At 45.6% G+C, this 16,976-nt stretch carries 19 protein-coding genes; all 19 read left to right on the top strand.

What is annotated here, in order from left to right:
- Positions 1 to 6: 6 nt before the first annotated feature.
- On the top strand, positions 7 to 450 hold the full coding sequence (locus K941_RS0100090; protein ID WP_029101991.1) for a head decoration protein: 444 nt from the start codon (positions 7 to 9) through the stop codon (positions 448 to 450).
- A gap of 32 nt (positions 451 to 482) precedes the next feature.
- Positions 483 to 1,415 (top strand): major capsid protein, encoded by a 933-nt coding sequence (locus K941_RS14140; RefSeq protein ID WP_051225743.1) that lies wholly within the window; start codon positions 483 to 485, stop codon positions 1,413 to 1,415.
- The gene (locus K941_RS17925; protein WP_115341074.1) at positions 1,375 to 1,485 is read left to right on the top strand and encodes a major capsid protein; all 111 of its coding nucleotides are present in this window, start codon (positions 1,375 to 1,377) and stop codon (positions 1,483 to 1,485) included. Before K941_RS14140 ends, K941_RS17925 begins: the two co-directional genes overlap by 41 nt.
- A 23-nt stretch (positions 1,486 to 1,508) precedes the next feature.
- Entirely contained in the window at positions 1,509 to 1,922 is a 414-nt protein-coding gene (locus K941_RS0100080) for a DUF1320 domain-containing protein (RefSeq protein WP_029101990.1), read from the top strand.
- Positions 1,923 to 2,067: 145 nt separating this feature from the next.
- Complete coding sequence (locus K941_RS0100075; protein WP_029101989.1) at positions 2,068 to 2,502, top strand: Gp37 family protein; 435 nt, start codon at positions 2,068 to 2,070, stop codon at positions 2,500 to 2,502.
- A 1-nt stretch (position 2,503) separates the two neighbouring features.
- A complete protein-coding gene (locus K941_RS0100070; protein ID WP_029101988.1) occupies positions 2,504 to 2,728 on the top strand; it encodes a DUF7210 family protein in 225 nt (74 codons plus the stop codon).
- On the top strand, positions 2,712 to 3,464 hold the full coding sequence (locus tag K941_RS0100065; protein ID WP_029101987.1) for a phage tail tube protein: 753 nt from the start codon (positions 2,712 to 2,714) through the stop codon (positions 3,462 to 3,464). The genes K941_RS0100070 and K941_RS0100065 overlap by 17 nt, the downstream gene beginning before the upstream one ends.
- Positions 3,465 to 3,596: 132 nt before the next feature.
- Positions 3,597 to 3,983, top strand: coding sequence for a hypothetical protein (locus tag K941_RS0100060; RefSeq protein ID WP_029101986.1), 387 nt, complete (start codon positions 3,597 to 3,599; stop codon positions 3,981 to 3,983).
- 87 nt (positions 3,984 to 4,070) lie between these two features.
- The gene (locus K941_RS0100055) at positions 4,071 to 4,268 is read left to right on the top strand and encodes a hypothetical protein (RefSeq protein WP_051225742.1); all 198 of its coding nucleotides are present in this window, start codon (positions 4,071 to 4,073) and stop codon (positions 4,266 to 4,268) included.
- A gap of 46 nt (positions 4,269 to 4,314) precedes the next feature.
- Positions 4,315 to 8,682 (top strand): transglycosylase SLT domain-containing protein, encoded by a 4,368-nt coding sequence (locus tag K941_RS16240; RefSeq protein ID WP_051225741.1) that lies wholly within the window; start codon positions 4,315 to 4,317, stop codon positions 8,680 to 8,682.
- A gap of 100 nt (positions 8,683 to 8,782) precedes the next feature.
- Positions 8,783 to 9,445, top strand: coding sequence for a hypothetical protein (locus K941_RS14130; protein WP_228130336.1), 663 nt, complete (start codon positions 8,783 to 8,785; stop codon positions 9,443 to 9,445).
- On the top strand, positions 9,430 to 9,603 hold the full coding sequence (locus K941_RS17660; RefSeq protein ID WP_228130335.1) for a hypothetical protein: 174 nt from the start codon (positions 9,430 to 9,432) through the stop codon (positions 9,601 to 9,603). Before K941_RS14130 ends, K941_RS17660 begins: the two co-directional genes overlap by 16 nt.
- 10 nt (positions 9,604 to 9,613) lie before the next feature.
- Positions 9,614 to 10,558: a hypothetical protein gene (locus K941_RS0100040; RefSeq protein ID WP_029101984.1), complete on the top strand. Its 945-nt coding sequence runs from the start codon at positions 9,614 to 9,616 to the stop codon at positions 10,556 to 10,558.
- On the top strand, positions 10,558 to 12,264 hold the full coding sequence (locus K941_RS0100035; RefSeq protein WP_029101983.1) for a hypothetical protein: 1,707 nt from the start codon (positions 10,558 to 10,560) through the stop codon (positions 12,262 to 12,264). The genes K941_RS0100040 and K941_RS0100035 overlap by 1 nt, the downstream gene beginning before the upstream one ends.
- A gap of 13 nt (positions 12,265 to 12,277) precedes the next feature.
- On the top strand, positions 12,278 to 13,117 hold the full coding sequence (locus K941_RS0100030; protein WP_029101982.1) for a phage BR0599 family protein: 840 nt from the start codon (positions 12,278 to 12,280) through the stop codon (positions 13,115 to 13,117).
- A gap of 10 nt (positions 13,118 to 13,127) precedes the next feature.
- Positions 13,128 to 15,539: a hypothetical protein gene (locus K941_RS14120; protein WP_051225740.1), complete on the top strand. Its 2,412-nt coding sequence runs from the start codon at positions 13,128 to 13,130 to the stop codon at positions 15,537 to 15,539.
- A gap of 68 nt (positions 15,540 to 15,607) precedes the next feature.
- Positions 15,608 to 15,973, top strand: a complete 366-nt coding sequence (locus K941_RS14115; protein ID WP_167539574.1) for a Com family DNA-binding transcriptional regulator — start codon at positions 15,608 to 15,610, stop codon at positions 15,971 to 15,973.
- Positions 15,948 to 16,802 carry a DNA adenine methylase gene (locus K941_RS0100010; RefSeq protein WP_228130334.1) on the top strand — a complete coding sequence of 285 codons (855 nt, stop codon included), beginning with the start codon at positions 15,948 to 15,950 and terminating at the stop codon, positions 16,800 to 16,802. Before K941_RS14115 ends, K941_RS0100010 begins: the two co-directional genes overlap by 26 nt.
- Positions 16,799 to 16,976 (top strand): IS3 family transposase (locus K941_RS18055; RefSeq protein ID WP_156892283.1); only part of this gene is annotated, 178 nt, incomplete at its 3' end. The genes K941_RS0100010 and K941_RS18055, both read left to right, overlap by 4 nt.

Raw genomic sequence — 16,976 nt, 5'->3', positions numbered from 1 at the left:
AAAATGATGGCAACTTATCACGAACCGATGTACCTATCTGATGTGCTTTTGACCGAAGTCGCTCGGGGCTGGACAACCCAAACTATCAAAGTCAAAACCGACACCGCCCTTGCGATTGGCACGGTGCTGTACTATGTGGACGGACAAGACTACCTAACTGCCGAACCGTCCGATTATACACGAGTGGCAGGTATTTTGGCGGAGAAGGTAGAGTCATCTGATGATGTCAAAACCAGTCTTGCCATTGTGCGTGGGGCGGTGGTTGCCACCGAAAATCTGATTTTCCCTAATGATGTGTCCGATGACGAGAAAAAACAAGCTCTCTCCACGCTCAACACAATGGGCATCATGACACAAGGCGAGATTTTACCAATTGCTACCATACCATTGCCCGAAATTGACCGTTCCAATGTCGTAACAGGCGAAGGTTCTGGGGCGATTGGCGACTGATTTTTGACTTTTACTTAACATAGGATAATCGTATGACGACAATGAATTTATCAGACCTATTTACCCTTGCCGAACTAACAAAGGCAATCAACACCCTGCCAGCACCGCCCACCGTTTTGGGCGATAGCAAACTGTTTAAAGTGGAATCTACCAAGCATTTATTTGTCGTGGTAGAAAATCAAAATGGCAAATTGGTCTTGGTAGAAAATACTTCAAGAAATGGCGAACCTGCCAAAAAGACACACGGTAAGCGAGTTCGCCGTGTCTTTGAAATTCCCCATTTGCCAAGAGCCACTCAGCTTGCACCTGATGATTTGACCGTAGCAGGCTTTGGCGAAAGCTCTGAAAGTGATGAGCAATCCAAAGTCATCAACAATAAACTACAAGAGCTCAAAGATGACATCATCGCCACCCAAGAATATCACCGCATTGGGGCGATTAATGGGGTGATTTACGATGCAGACGGCACAACCGTCATTTATGACTTGTACAAAGAATTTGGCGTTAAACAACTAACCCAATCGCTTGGGCTTGATGACCCCAATGCCGATGTGCGGGGCAACATCATCAAAGCCAAACGCCAAGCTCAAAAGAAATTGGGCGGTGCGATAGTTAAAGATTGGAAATGCTACTGCTCTGCCGATATGTTTGACAAATTAACCGCCCACCCCAATGTGCAAAAAGCCTATGCCAACTATGCAGAAGCGTCCGATAAACTTGGTGGCGATAAGCGAGACGGCTTTGAGTTTGGTGGAGTTAAATTCATTGAATACGAAGTGGAAGTCATGGGGACAAATGGCAAACTTATCCGCTATATCAAAGAAGGCATAGGAAGACTTGTGCCGATTGTGGACGGACTGTTTAAAACCGTGTACGCCCCTGCCAACTATAACGAAACGGTGGGTACGCTAGGCAAAGAAATGTATGCCAAGATTGAGCCACGCAATATGGGCAAAAGGCTATGACATTGAAGCCCAGTCCAATCCGTTGTCAATCTGCACTCAGCCCGATGCTTTGATTGAGCTGACCGCTTAAACTTAGCAAAATAAGGGGATAAAATGTACTGCACCGTAGCACAGATCAAAAAGCTCATTCCTGCTGATACTTTAATTTCTTTGACCCAAGATGACCCAAGCAAACAGGTTATCAATGATGGCATTATCAAAGAAGTGATTGCTGATGTGGGCGAGCGAATTAACGCCAATCTTAGGGGGCGGTATGCTCTACCGCTTACCCAAAAATCAGATTTATTAAAAGGCATTGCGTTGGACTTGGTGCGGTACGCCCTATATTTACGCCGTCCAGATGGGGGCGATTTGCCCAGTGCGGTGGTATTGGCTTATAAGACCGCCAACGATGACTTAGAAAAGTTACAAAAAGGAGATTTAAGTCTCGGTATTCAAAGCACACAAAAACCCCAACCAAACCAAGTGTGGCTGGTCAAAGTACCAAAGCGTAGGTTTAACCCGTAGGGGCGTATTGCATATGCCCTTTGGACAGTAAACCACCTATACGGTGTAGAAGAACCCAAGCCATCATTGACGATTATATCAACATTTCTAAGCCACCTATACGGTGTAGAAGTAGAAATTTTAGCAAATATTTTTAGGAAAATCAATGTCAAAAACCCAAACCGTCATTGATGACTACATTAGCCGATTGCGTGAGCATATCACAGATTTGGCAATCAGCGAAATGCCCGACAGTCCAAGCAGTTACGCCCTAAAACACCCTTTGGGGGAAATCTTGGTGCAGTATATTGGGAGTGAATTTGCTGAGCCTGAGTTGTCTGGTGGGAATTATCCCAACGCTCCACTGCTTGACCGCCCCCAAAGACGGCGGATTAACATTCAATTAACCCTTGTCATTCGGTCGCTTAGGGGAGCAACAAGCACCACCGCACGCCTTGATGATATTAGAAATAGCCTTAAAAAGTTTCGTCCTACTGACTGCCTAACCCAAGTGTATTTTGTGGCAGAAAGTTTTATCAGCGAAACACAGGGCATTTGGCAATACGGCATAAAAACAGCCGTTGAACTCTGGGAGATTTAATATGAGCCAAACCAATCAAACCGTAACTGAAATTCAAGTTACTTTATTAAAAAACCACACCCGCGCAGGGCAATCTTATCAAGCTAATGATACTTTGTCGGTGTCGCAGACAACGGCTGATTGGCTGATTAAAAACGACATTGCCGAGCTTAAAGCTGATGATAAAGCCGAACCTACCAAACCCAAAACCAAAGAAAAGGAGCTATTAAATGACAACCGTTCGTAAAGATTTTAGCCGACAAGGAGCGATTTACCTTGCCGAAACACTTGGAGACGGCAAGCGTGGCGATGCTCGCTGGATTGGTGATACTGGCACGGTATCGCTATCTATCAATGAAGAGCAAGAAGTGCGTAAAGACAACTACACAGGTCAGCGAGCCACTTCGGTGGTGGTACGAACAGGGCTTGAAATCTCCATTGAGATGAATATCCGCTATGCCGATGCCGAAAATTTGGCACTTGGGCTACACGGCAAAACAAAGACAATAGCAGGTGGCTCTGTTACGGACGAAGTGTTTCCACAGACCGAAGCTGGGCGAGTGATTTTGCTAGAACACGGTGCAATTTCAAGCCTTGTCATCAGCGACAATGGCGGTAAAACCCTAAGCGAAAACACCCATTACCGCATTCGTTCGGACAAGGGCGGTGTGATTGAAATCTTGGATTTGGCATCGTTTACCCAACCGCTAAAAGCCAATTACACCTATGGTGGTAGCAAAAATTTATCCGTGCTTACCGTCAAACCAAAGCCTGTCTATCTGTTAATGGACAGTATCAACACGGTGGATAACAGCCGTGAGCGATTACACTTGTACAAGGTGGAGTTTGCCCCACTTGCCAATCTTGGCTTGATTGACGAAAGTTTGGGCGAAATTACCTTGCAGGGCAAATGTCTGCTTGATAGTGTCTATCAACAAGACCCTGATTTGGGTGGTTATGGTAAGATTGAGTTATTGGATTGATGACCCAAAGCCAAAAGCGAATTTGAGTTCGCTTTTGGTAGTCTAACCCAAATCCGACAATTTGTCGCTTTTGACTTAAATTTAATCAAAAGTCCCATTTTGGGACATTTACCCCAAAAAAAGAGCAGTAAAATGGCAAAAACCCTAACCGATGATGAATTGGCACAATTAGAACGCCAAGAACAAGCCCAAAATCAACCCCAAAGCCAAAATGATGAGCTTGCCCAAGAGCTTGACATTTTATTTCCCAACCAGTCCCTGCTGATTGGGGATAAAACCATCAAAATCAAAGAATACGCCTTTGTAGAGTGGCTAAACTTACGCCAAACTTACGCCCCATTTATTGCCAAATTTACCACATTGATGACTGCCAATGACGATGTACTGGTGGACGATGTTTTGGCATTTTTTGAAGATGAATTTGCTGATTTAAAAGGCTTATTATTGGCAAGCATTGATGAACCTGCCGACTTCTTGGACAGTTTGACCCTAACCGAAATGGAAAGCCTAATGCCTTAGCTGGTGGCAGGTCAATAAGCATTTTTTTATGAAAAGCGTGGTAAGGGCGGTGCGAAAAAATCAAGCCAAAAGCCAATCGGCTGGGGTGTGATTATCCAGACCCTTGTGGCAAATGGACACCATTTTGGGGCGATTGGCGGTTATACCCAAAGACAAATTGAGCTGTTTTATCACACCATTATCAAAGATAAACACGCCCAAAAAGCCGACACCATTGAGGCGGTTAATTTAGGTTTTAATGGTGGCAGTCAAACCACGCAGTATTTAAAAGATTTGAGAAATTGAAGTTAAGAAATGGGGCTTTTTAGCCCTATTTTTGTCGGAGAAAACTATGGCAAACAATAACCTAGAACTGGCGTTACGCATTCGTGCCGATGTCGCAGGGGCGGTCAACCAATTAAACAGCCTACAAAGCAACATCACACAAACAGGGCAAAGGGCAACCACCGCCCAAAACCAATCCGCCCAAGCGACAAGCCAAACCACAACCGCAATCAATCAACAATCGCAAGCCCTAGCACAAGCAAGCGATAGCCTTGATTTGACCGATGAAATCCGCCAAACCCAAAGGCTTGGGCAAGCAATGAACGACACCACAAGGGCTACGCAAAATACGGTCAATATCAATGAGCGAATGGAGCAGTCCTTGCGTTCACTCACGCCCCATTTTATGAGCTTGATTGGGCTATCGGGGGGACTTTTGACTGCCAGTATGAACGCCCTTGAAAAATCAGCACAGCTTAAAAACTTGTCAAACATCTCTGGAATGAATGTGGAGCAGTTTCAATATTTTGCGGTGGGTGCAAAGACAGTCGGCATTGAAATGGACAAATTGTCCGATATTTTTAAGGACACCAGAGACAAGGTGGGCGACTTTTTGACGACTGGGGGCGGTGAACTGCAAGACTTTTTTGAAACCATTGCCCCACAGGTGGGCGTAACGGCGGAGCAGTTTCGTCATCTAAGCGGTGCGGATGCATTACAGCTGTATGTAAACAGTTTAAGAGAAGCCAATGTTTCCGAAAACGAAATGATTTTTTATATGGAGTCTATCGCTGATGAGGCATCGGCACTTTTACCGCTTTTAAACGAAGGGGGCGAAGGCTTTCGTAAGTATGGCGAACAGGCACAAAGGGCAGGAGCGATTTTAAGCCAAGCCACCGTCAATGACGCACTCAAAGCCAAATCCGCCATATCCGAGTTTAGCAACGAAATGCAGGGCGTGGGCAATCGCATGACGGTTAATTTAATACCTGCCTTGCAATTTGTCAGTCAGCACCTTGATGCACTTGTTAAGGCAGGGATTGTGGTGGCAAGCGTATTTGCAGGGCGAATGACAGCATCAATGGTGGCGACTACGGTGGCATTTATTGCAGGGCAAGCCGAAGCCATTCGTTATCAAATGGCTCTGGCTCGTATGGCAGATGTGTCAGCACTGACCGCCACACGGCTCAATGCCCTAACAATGGCATCACGAATGCTGACGGCAAGCGGTGGCTTGATTGGGCTTGGGGTGGCGGTGGCAAGCATTGTCGCTGGCTTTCTGCTCATGAAAAAATCGTCAGACGATGTCGCAACAAGCCTTGATGGTCAAAGAAAATCGGTGGCGGAATTAAAACACGAATACAATCAGCTCTCCGAAACCCAAAAACGCATCAAAACCGCCGAGCAACTGGATAAAATTAATGAGCTAACAAAAGCCTACAAACAGCAATCTAATACTTTAAAAATCTTGGCAACCGAAAGCATTTACGACTTTTGGAAAATTAGCAAAGAACAAAAAGAGCAAGTCTATGCCCTTATCCAAGCCTACAACAATGGCACACTATCAGCAGAGCAATTTGCTAATGAGATGAACAAACTTAGCTTTATCTCTGATGACTTAAAGCACAAAATTGACAAACAAGCTAACGCCACAGGGCAAGCCAAATCCGAACTGGATAACGCCAACACTGTGTTATCTGCTTATCAGGGCAAAACCCTATCCGCTACATCTGCCACCAACGGACTGTCTAGTGGGCTTGACAATGTTGGCAGATCCGCCGAAAAAACCACCGCCAAGATTGGCGAATTGTCCAAGCAGTATAAGGATTTAATGGAGCAGACCAAAAAAGATATTTTTGAGCTTGAAATGACCAATGCTCTTATTCAAAAACACGGGTTTGAGCCAGAACGAGCGAGTGCCATTGCCAAAGCAAGAAGTGCCAAAGGGTCGGACCTAACCAAAGACGACATTGCCTTGATTGACAGACATTTGTCCGCCCAAAACAAACATGCCGAATTAACCAAAAAAGACGAACCCAGCACCACAAGTGCCAAAAAATCTACCGCCCCTCGAGTGGTGGGCATTGTGGGCGATACAGGCATTGGGGCGACTCACTTGGACATTCGCCGTGCGGACGGCAAAAAGCCTACCCAGTCCGACCTTGACCGCTTTCGGGCAGGGGGCAAAAAGCTGACCGATTATCGCATGACATCAGGCTATGGTCATCGCAATATTAATGTGGAAGGTGCGTCCAAATTTCATAAAGGGCTTGATTTTGCCATTGCGAAGGGCACGGAAGTAACCACCACCGTCCCTGTCAAAGATGTTAAAAAATGGTATGATAAAAAAGGTGGCTGGGTTAGCGAAGTCATGTTTGAAGATGGTTTGGTGATGAAGCTATTACACCAAGACCCGTCCATGCAAAAGAAAGTCATGGGTGGGTCAAGTGGCTCATCATCAAGCGGTACATCAAAAGTTAAAAATGAGAAAAAATACAACTATACAAAAGATGAGATTATTGCATTAAAGCGTGTGCAGGGGCTTATTTATGGCAACTCTGGCTTGGCAGACTTGGCAAGAAAACATGGTGTGCCAGCAGAGCTTTTGGCAGGTTTAATGATGCAAGAGTCAAAGGGGTTGCAGTATGCTAAAAGCCCAACGGGGGCATTGGGCTACTTTCAGACAACCAGTTCTTATCGCACAGACATGAAAATGTCAAAAGAAGACAGTTTTGATTTGAAAAAATCAGGAGCAAAAGCCATTGAGTTTTTGGCAAAATCTTATGAACAGTTCGGTAACTGGGAAGATGCCATTCGTTCCTATAATGCAGGGCGTGGCGGTGCGTCTCAGTTTGCTCGCACAGGTAAGGTTAAGGGTAGTAAAGCTCGCAACAAAGAAGTGCGTGAATATGTCCCAAAAATCGCAAAGTGGTCGGCATGGTTTGGGGGTGATGAAGCATTAGACCGTGAGCATGATGCACGCCAAAATCTTGCTTATATCCAAGCCCAAAACGACATCATCAAAGAGCAAGAGCGAAAAGCCAAAGAAGAAGCCGAAAAGCAAGCCGAGCTTGCACGCCAGCAAGCCGAAAAGCGAGCCGAGCTAGAATATTACTATGCCAGTGAACCCATTAAACTCAAAACTGATTATGAAAAGCAGGTGGCAGACATTAAGTCGGCAGGGTTTGAGCCAGCCCAAGAAACCGAGCTTTTGCAAAAGGCGGAGCAAGAGTATCAAGATAAGCTGACCCGTCGCCCAGAGATTTTGGGGCGAGCATTGGGAGCGGTTAAACAGCTTGAACAAGACTTTTTGGGGGCGACAGTCAGTGAGCATGAAAAAACCATGCATGACATAGAGCATAAATACGATGACTTGCTTGCCGACATCAACGCCTTAAAAGAGCTTGCCATTGACCCTATGCAACTCTCCGAGTTGACCGATGCTGAACATAAAATCCGCTTGATTATTGATAAGGAAAAATTAAAGGCAGAATACGACAATGCCATGACGGAGCTTGACAAACTGCAAGCAAGCAAACAGCAACAGCTTGATATTCTACAACAACGCTATGACAACACCAACATGACCGCCCACGAATTTCACACCCAAAAACAGGCGATTGATACAGAAATCAACCCCCAATTACAAACAATGGCGACTTATGCCCAACTACTCGCCCAAAGTCTAGGCGATGCCTTTTCGGTGGAAAAATTAGGGCTATTTATTGATGGCTTAAACCAAGCTCAAAGCAGTTTTCAACAGTTTTTACCAACCGCCGAGCAATTAAATGACCGCATTACCAACGGGCTAACAGACGCATTTTTTGCTTTTGCGGACGGCACAAAGTCGGCTGAACAGGCTTTCCGTGAATTTGCGTCCAGCTTTTTTAGAGAAATCGCCCAAATGATTTTAAAACAGATGATTTTTAATGCCATTTCAACCGCAGGTAAGGCAGGTGGTGGTGGCTGGGGTGGAATGGTGGCTGGCGTGCTTGGCTCGGCTTTTGGCGGTAAAGGCTATGCAACAGGTGGCTACACAGGCAAAGGCGGAAAATACGAGCCAGCAGGTATTGTTCATAGAGATGAATTTGTTATCCGAAAAGAGATGACCAACCAAGTAGGGGCAAAAGAATTTTTGGCACAATTTAACCACTATGGAATGAACGCCATTAAAGGCTTGCAGGGCTATTCAAGTGGGGGATTGGTGGGGGCAAGTATGCCACAAATCTTTGCTCCAAACATCCAAGCACCAAAGCTGTCTAGCCCCAGCGAAAAAATTGCCCAATCCACCAGTTTCAACGCCAACCAAAACTTTTACCTTGTGGACGACCCCAGTCGGATTTTAGACACGCTTAATTCTAGTCAAGGGCAAGAAAACTTAGTCGTGATGATGAGCCGTGACCCTGAAAAGTTTAAAACCGCCCTGCGGTTGTAAACGGACTATAAAATAGCTTTAAAATGGGTTAAAAGACGGTTTAAAAAACTTAGGTTATGATAGCCTAAGTTTTTTTATGATTAAAAATAGGTCAATCAAAATGCCACACGACATCGGTTTTGTAACCGCCCAAGACGGTAAACCTGCCCACTATCAAATGCTCCAAAAAATCAAAGACTTAGCTTTACGGTCAGGCGATTGGCAGTTATTGCGAGAAGACATCAGTACCGACAATCACGAAATTATTTTAAAGGGGCGTGGGTATAGTCAAAAAGAAGAAATTTTTGTTGGTGTGCGTACTTATCAAAACCCACAAGCCGATTATTATAATTTGGCGGTGGCGACTTTTACAGGCTATGTGCCGTCCAATCCCTTTGACAATCAACCGTCCGCTAAGATTAGCGGTGTCCCTGCTCACAACCAACGCATTGATTATTGGCTCACCGTCAATCCCCAACGCATAGCATGCTGTATGAAAGTTGGCACGCCTGTGTATGAGCATTTTTATATTGGCAAATTTTTGCCCTATGCTCGCCCATCGCAATATCCGTACCCAGTCGTGTGTGCAGGAATGCTTAATGGCACGCCCACCACTCGTTTTTCAGACACATCGCAAAAGGCGACCGCCGAAATTTTGCCATGCGGTTTAATACAGGCGTGTATACACAGCCTGAGTGCTACCCCTACAATTCATCAGCATTGGCGAGCAGTCGGCAAATTAGGGACGCCAATGGCATTTATCCACTCATGCCGATTATTTTGACCGATAAAGATGGTATTTATGGCGAGCTGGACGGCGTGCGATTTGTCAGTGGTTTTGACAATGTAACTGAAAATACCTGCGGTGATGAATGGGTGGTGTTGCAAGATGTAGGGCGGACGGGCTTTAATGATTATATTGCGTTAAAAATGGATAAATAAGGGGGTAAATATGGCATATTATTCAGGGCTTTGCACCAGCTTTCAAAATCTTACTGATGTACTTGTAGAAAAATGTCAAGCTCATGGCTGGACTTGGCGAGATGAGATTTTAAGCAAAGACAACTTGTTTGTAAAAATCTCGGTTAAAGAGCAAGTAGAAAGTAGTTTTTGGGGGCAACATCAGGGCATCACGCTCACAGGTGGCACAAGCAAAATCGGCACGGAGCTTGTCAATCCGTCTAGCCGTGTACGACTGGGGCAAACAGGGATAGGCTATAACGTCCCACCACGCTTTTTTCCTGCCAATTATCATTTATTTATCTTTGTTGATGAAGTCTATTTGGTCATGAAGTTTGATGTAGATAGATTTTACCATCTCACCTTTGGTAAATCATCATTCATCAAAGGCACACAGGGCAATGGGCTATGGCTGTCTGCCAATGCGTGCTATTACCGAGCCAGTTCGTCTAGACTGCCAGAAACGGTTTATATTGGCAAAACATATGGTGGCAGTAGTGGCACGCACAGCTCGTCAGCTTTTGCCCCCTTTTGGAATAGAAGAAATTGGAGTGATGACTGGTCAAATGCTACCATTTGTCATGGCATTGGCGGAGTGTTGTGGTCGTCAGGCACTAGCCGTGCTTATGCTAGTTTTGAGCCACTCATTGACCGCTTACCCACCGCTCATTTTGCAGATAGTCCGCTATTGCCGTATAACGTTTATCTTGAACGCCCCGAAAACAAAATGAGTCTGATTTGTCAATTTGCCAACGCTCGTTTTTTACGCATTGACAACCACGAACCTGAACAAATCATCACATTAGGGCATGAGCGTTGGATGGTTTTTCCTTTCTATCGCAAAGACATCAGCGTGCGAGACGGCACGGACGGCTCAGGCAGGGCATTTGACCATACTGGTACGTTCGGCTGGGCAATTCGTTATGAAGGTGCGTAATGGCAAACATTGACTATGTGGTAACGCTGTCGCCCAATCACGCCATTAACGAGTATTTGACGAGCGACTTTGATTTGGCGGTGGACGGGGTGTGGTATCCAGTCAGCACCGCCCGAAACACCCGAGTCAGCGACATCATCGCCCACCCACTCACATCAAACATTCCTGTCAGCACGCACCCAAAACCACTTGATTTTGTCGTGGCTCACAGCTTTGTGGACGATTTTTATCATCGCATTCATATTGACAATTTGCAAGCCGATTTGGGTGTGGTGGCAAGCAAGCAGGTCATCAATTTTGCCCTGTGGAATGCGTATTTTGAACCCCTTGACTTAAAACGCATTGATGGCTTGACGGCAGGTGTGTATTTTGACAACCACGACCTGCCACCCTTAGTTTTTCAGGCATTGGAAGAGCGGTCGTGGCAACTGCATATTTTACCAGACGGGGACGCACAGCTTAATTTGGATTTGGCGTGGCGATTTGTCGGCAAGGTAAGCCAAAACGCCTATCAAGTCGCAAGCAAACTGAGCGGTCAAAGGGTCATCGGCTTTGCGTGGCTCATTGACTGGGATAAGGGCGTGAATGAGAGCCTAGCGTGGCACACCGATATTTTGCAATCCCAAACAGGATTTGAGCAACGCCGTAGTTTACGCCTTGCCCCACGCCAAACGCTTGATGTGAATTTGCTTTTACACGGTCAAGAACGCACGCTGTTTGACTTAGCAATGACCGCTTGGGCGAGTAAAAATTTTGTTGTGCCTGTGTGGTTTTATCAAGCCTATTTGACGACAAAAATTAACAGTCAAAGCCGTATCATTCTTTGCGATACCACCCAAATTCCTTATGGCAATTTTCAATACATTATGCTTATCAAAGACGCATTTTCTTATGAAGTGGGCGAAGTGGGGGCGGTCAATGACGATCAAATCATTTTAAAACGCCCATTGCAACACGCTTGGGAGCGTGGCACGCAGATTTTCCCTGCTCTGTCTGCCCAATTAAATGGCTTGCCAAGATTGACTAAACACAGCAGTCAAGTAATGCGAACGGCGGTCAGCCTACAAGCGGTGGACGGTGTGAACCTGCCAGACCCTGTCAAGCCTGACACATTTAGGGGTTATCCAGTCCTATCCATTGCCCCCAACGAAGTGGACAATTTAACCCATTCTTACGAACGCTTGCAACAACAACTGGACAATTTGTCAGGTCGTCCTTTGTTTGTGGACAGTGCCAACGCCAGTTTTTCATTATTCCAGTACCGTTGGTTTTTGGTGGGGAGTGAACAGCACGCTACTTTTTATGCGTGGCTGAATTTACTTAATGGACGACAAAAAGCGGTGTGGTTGCCGACTTTTAGCGATGATTTACAGCTTATCAAAGCCATATCAGGCACTCGCCTAGAAGTCGCAAATTGTGGCTATACCAAGTTTGGGCAAGGGCAAAACGGACGGCAATTTGTGCAGATTGAATTACATAATGGCGAACGATTTTATCGCAAAATTGTCTTATCAGAAGAACTTGGCACGGTAGAGCGATTAACGCTTGATGAGCCGTTTTTGAACAGCATTAGTCCACACCTTGTCAAACGCATTAGCTTTATGAGCCTTTGCCGTCTTAACAGCGACACCGTCAATATCGTGCATCACAATGACATACAAGGGCTATCAACGGCAGAGATTACTTTTAGAGGCATTGTTGAATAAAGAGCGTAAGAAAATGAGCTTTTATAATTTTGAAACTTCGCTACAAAACGCCCAGCCGATACGTCTATACCAATTCCAACGGGGAGCATTGCGGTGGGGCTATACTTCAGCTGACCGTGATGTGCGGTTTAATAGCATAACTTTTGTGTCGCTTTTGGGTGGAATTAAAGATGATGGTATTAGGCAAACGCAGGACAGTGGGGCGGATTTATTGACTTTAACCGTTCCTGCCAGTTCGGATTTGGCTTTGATGTACCGCCATTTTGCCCCTGCTCAGGCGGTCAATTTGACGATTTTTGATTTGCATTATCCAGAACTTACAAGCACCGAACAAGGGGCGTATTTGGCAGTTTGGAAAGGCTTTGTGGTGGGTGTGAAATTTGTGGGTGACTTTACCGCCCAAGTGCAATGCCAAAATTTGTCTGTGTCATTGGAACGCACAGGGCTTAGAAAAACTTGGAGTAAGCTATGCTCTCATCAGCTCTACGGCAAGGGGTGCAACCTAGACAGACGGGCATTTATGAGCGAGATGACTGTTGTGGCGGTGGACGGCTCATTTGTAGATGTGGTTTTGCCAAGCGATAAATCATCGGACGATTATTTTACAGGCGGTTATGTAGAATGGTCGTCCGAGTACGGCATTGAACAGCGTGGCATTGAACGGCAACTTGGCAACCGCTTGCAACTGTTTGGCGGTGTACAAGGCTTGGTGGTGGGGCAAAATATCAAGGTTTTTGCAGGGTGCAACCGCACCTTTACCGCTTGCCAGAGCAAATTTAATAATACTGATAATTATGGCGGTAGTCCACACATGCCCCAAAAATCGCCTTTTGACGGCACACCAATTTTTTAGGAGATAAAATATGTGGGTACAAGTTGCTTTATTTGTCGCATCGCTGGTCATCAGCTATCTTTTACAACCCAAACCACCACAAGCCAAGCCGTCTGCTTTTGATGACATTAAATTTCCAACGATTGATGACGGCACGCCACGCATGGTGGTATTTGGTGATGTGTGGCTGACCGACTGGTGCGTGATTGGGGCAGGTAATTATCGCACAAGTCCCATTGTCAAAAAACAAAAAGGGCTGTTCGGCTCAAAACGCCAAACGGTGGGACATCGCTACTTGATGTCGCTTCACATGGGGCTTTGTCTATTGATGGACGAAATTACACAGATAAAAATTGGCGATCGTGTGGCATGGCAAGGGGTTAGCGACAGTGCCAACCAAAGTCACATTCGCATTCACAAGCCCGATTTGTTTGGTGGTGATGATAAAGAAGGGGGCATTGATGGCACGCTCATCATCATGAAAGGGGCGAGCGACCAACGACCACTCCCCCAGTTGCAACAAATGTATGACAGTCCAGTCCCTGCCTATCGTGGGGTGGTAACATTCTTTTTTGATGGTATGGTATGTTCAGGTTCGCCCTATCCAAAGGCGTGGGCGTTTCGTGTTCGCCGTACGACTTGCGAATGGTATAATGAAAAAGCAACAATTTGGCTTGATGACGGTAATGGCAACCCAATCAAAGCCATGAACCCTGCCCACATCATTTTTGAAGCCCAAACCAATGAAGATTGGGGGCGTGGTACGGATATTGGACAGCTTGACTTGGATAGTTTTAAAGAGTGTGCTGATATTTTGTACGATGAGAAATTTGGAATGTGCATTGCGTGGAAAAGACAAGACACCTTAAAACAATTTATCCAGCAAATCCTTGACCACATTGGCGGTGCGTTAATGATTGACCGCACCACAGGGCTTTGGAAACTCGTACTCATTCGTGAAAGCGACAAGCCTGAAACCTTGCCCAGTTTTGACTATGGCACAGGTATGCTCCGCATAGAAGAAGACAACAACTCGTCCAATGAGCTGGTTACCAATCAGCTGGTCGTCAGCTATACAGACCCTGTTTCTAACGAAACTCGCACCGTTCGCACCGAGAATCTTGCCAGCATTCAAAGGGACGGCATAATTTTACAAAACAAAACCTATGTCGGACTACCAACGAGCGATTTGGCAGGGCGTGTCGCCAGTCGTGATATGAAAATTATCCAATCGCACCTTAAAAAGTTTAAAATCGTGCTGGACAGACGAGCCTATGCCCTGCAACCAACCAGTGCTTTTGTACTCAAAATCCCCCAAAGGGGCATTGACAGTATGATGATGCGTGCGGTGCGTGTAGAACACGGCACGCTGACCAATGGCGAAATCACGGTAACCGCCGTCCAAGATGTGTTTGGTTTGCCACGCACCACTTATAGCCAAGTTCAGCCAAGCCTATGGATACAGCCAAGCCTTAGCCCAGAACCGATTGTCAATGCACGGCTTTGGCAGTTGCCTTATCCGCATTTATTGGACGTATTTAGCCCTGAACAGCTCGCCCTAAATTCGGATGGCTATGCCCTTGTGCTGGCAGAACGCCCCAATTCTTTGCAACAAGGCTTTGAGATGTGGGCAAAAACCACAGGCGAGCCAAGCGAGCAGTACGTAGGGCAAGGGCAATTTGTCAGTCGTGGTATGGTGCAAAATGCGGTTCATCAGACCAGTCAAATTACCACGCTAACCCTTGATACTATTGGCGTGATGAGTATTGGACAATGTGCCTTGTTGAATGATGAAATCGTACAAATCCAAGCCATTAATTTTGACAACCGCCAAATCAGCGTTAAACGGGGCTGTATGGACACCGTGCCAACCGCCCACGATGAAAATTCAGCGATTTGGTTTTATGACGATGTGGCGTTGGTGGCAGAAAAGGCGATCAAGGTAGGGCAAACGCTGACAGTTAAACTACTGTCGCAAACTTCACAAGGCACGCTGGATTTATCAAAAGCGACTGCAAATTCGCTTTTGATTGACAACCGCCACGCTCGCCCCTTTGCCCCTGCCAATGTGCAAATCAATGGGCTGTCTTACCCTAATCAAATCCAAGCTCTAAACAAAATCTCGTGGGTAGGACGCAACAAAATCAGCCAAAACACCGCCATTTTAGACCAAAACGCCCCTCACCAGAGTGTAGAAACAGGGGCAACGGTCAGTCTAATTATCTCAAAGAAAACATCTGCCAATGGCTCATATCAAAGGGTGGTGCAAAAGAGCGGTATCACAGGCTTTTCATTGGATATTGTTGCTGATAATCCAAGTAATGATGAGACAAAATTGGTGGTAAATTTGGACAATGCAGTGATGATAAAAGTGGAACTTTGGGCGGTTAAAGACGGACTGACAAGCTGGCAACGGCACAGTATAGAAGTGGCGGTGGGCTAATCTTAATCTTTAAAATGGGTTAAAAGACCATTTGAAAAATGGCAAGTAGAATAGGCGACTTTCAAAACTTGAAAAAGAAAACTGGGGACGGTGCATTGGTGGAACAATACACCGACCTTCTGACAAGCAAGCTGTCAAAAGCAAAGCCCAGCCGTTGTGTACACAACGCTGATTATTCTATCAAAAATGCAATGCCATTGCAAAATTTAAATAGGTTATTTATGAACTTTATCGCTTGTCAATCTTGCCACAAAAAGTTACTTAAAATCGCAAACTTTGACCGTTTGCAGGTCAAATGTCCAAGATGTAAGGCAATCAACAATTATCAAGCTATTTTAAGCCAAAATCCCTTGAACGCCATCAGCGTCCTGCCAGAAGTCCACGAGACTCCCAAAAATGGAGAAACTTGTGGCGAAATCCAATCAACACAATAAACCCCACAGCACCGCCCCCTTGCCCTTTATCGGGCAAAAACGGCAAATTATTCAAGTCTTTCGTAACACCCTTGACCGCATCGTGCCTGATGACGGTCAAGGGTGGACGATTATAGATGTATTCGGTGGTAGTGGACTGCTTGCCCACAACGCCAAATACCTAAAACCAAAGGCAAGGGTTATCTATAATGACTTTGATAATTTTAGCCAAAGACTTTATCATCTCTGTGACACCAACCGCTTACGACAACAGCTTTATGCCATTTTAGAGCCGTTGCCACGAGCCAAACGCATTGACGAACCTACCAAGCAAAAGTTGCTGGAAATTATCCAAAACTTTGACGGCTTTGTGGACTGCCATAGCGTTTCTACTTGGTTATTGTTTAGTGGCAACCAAATTAGCCATATTGACGAGTTGCCCAAGCACGAGTTTTATAACACCATTCGCAGAAGCGATTATCCGACTGCGGACGGCTATTTGGACGGCTTGGAAATTGTGTCGGAGAGCTTTGAAATCTTGATGCCTAAGTTTTATCATCAAGATAAAACACTGTTTATCCTAGACCCACCCTACCTACGCACCAAGCAAGAAGCCTATGGTTTGGGTGAGTATTTTGGCATGATACAGTTTTTAAAGCTGATGAAGTGGGTGCGACCGCCGTATTTGTTTTTTAGCAGTACCAAAAGCGAGTTTTTGTCGTATTTGGATTATGTCAAGGAATACGAGCCTGTGATGTGGGAGCGGTTGGGTGGCTTTGAGAAGTTGTCTTTTACATCGTACGTCAATAAAAGTTCAACGTATGAAGACAACATGATTTTTAAAATCTGAAACTGTATTGCACCATCGGCAATAAAAATCCCCCTGAATTATCTCAAAATTTTGGGGGGATTTATGTCGGCGGGCATCAAAAAGAACAAATCAAGCACATCTACCACACCCACAAAGGCAGGTATGGGTATCGTAGGATTTGTGCAGAGCTTAATCAAACACTTGCTGGTCAGG

The organism is Moraxella caprae DSM 19149 (assembly GCF_000426885.1).
Lineage (GTDB): Bacteria > Pseudomonadota > Gammaproteobacteria > Pseudomonadales > Moraxellaceae > Moraxella > Moraxella caprae.
The sequence above is the reverse complement of the archived record's forward strand: the minus strand, read 5'-3'. Positions and strand labels throughout refer to the sequence as shown.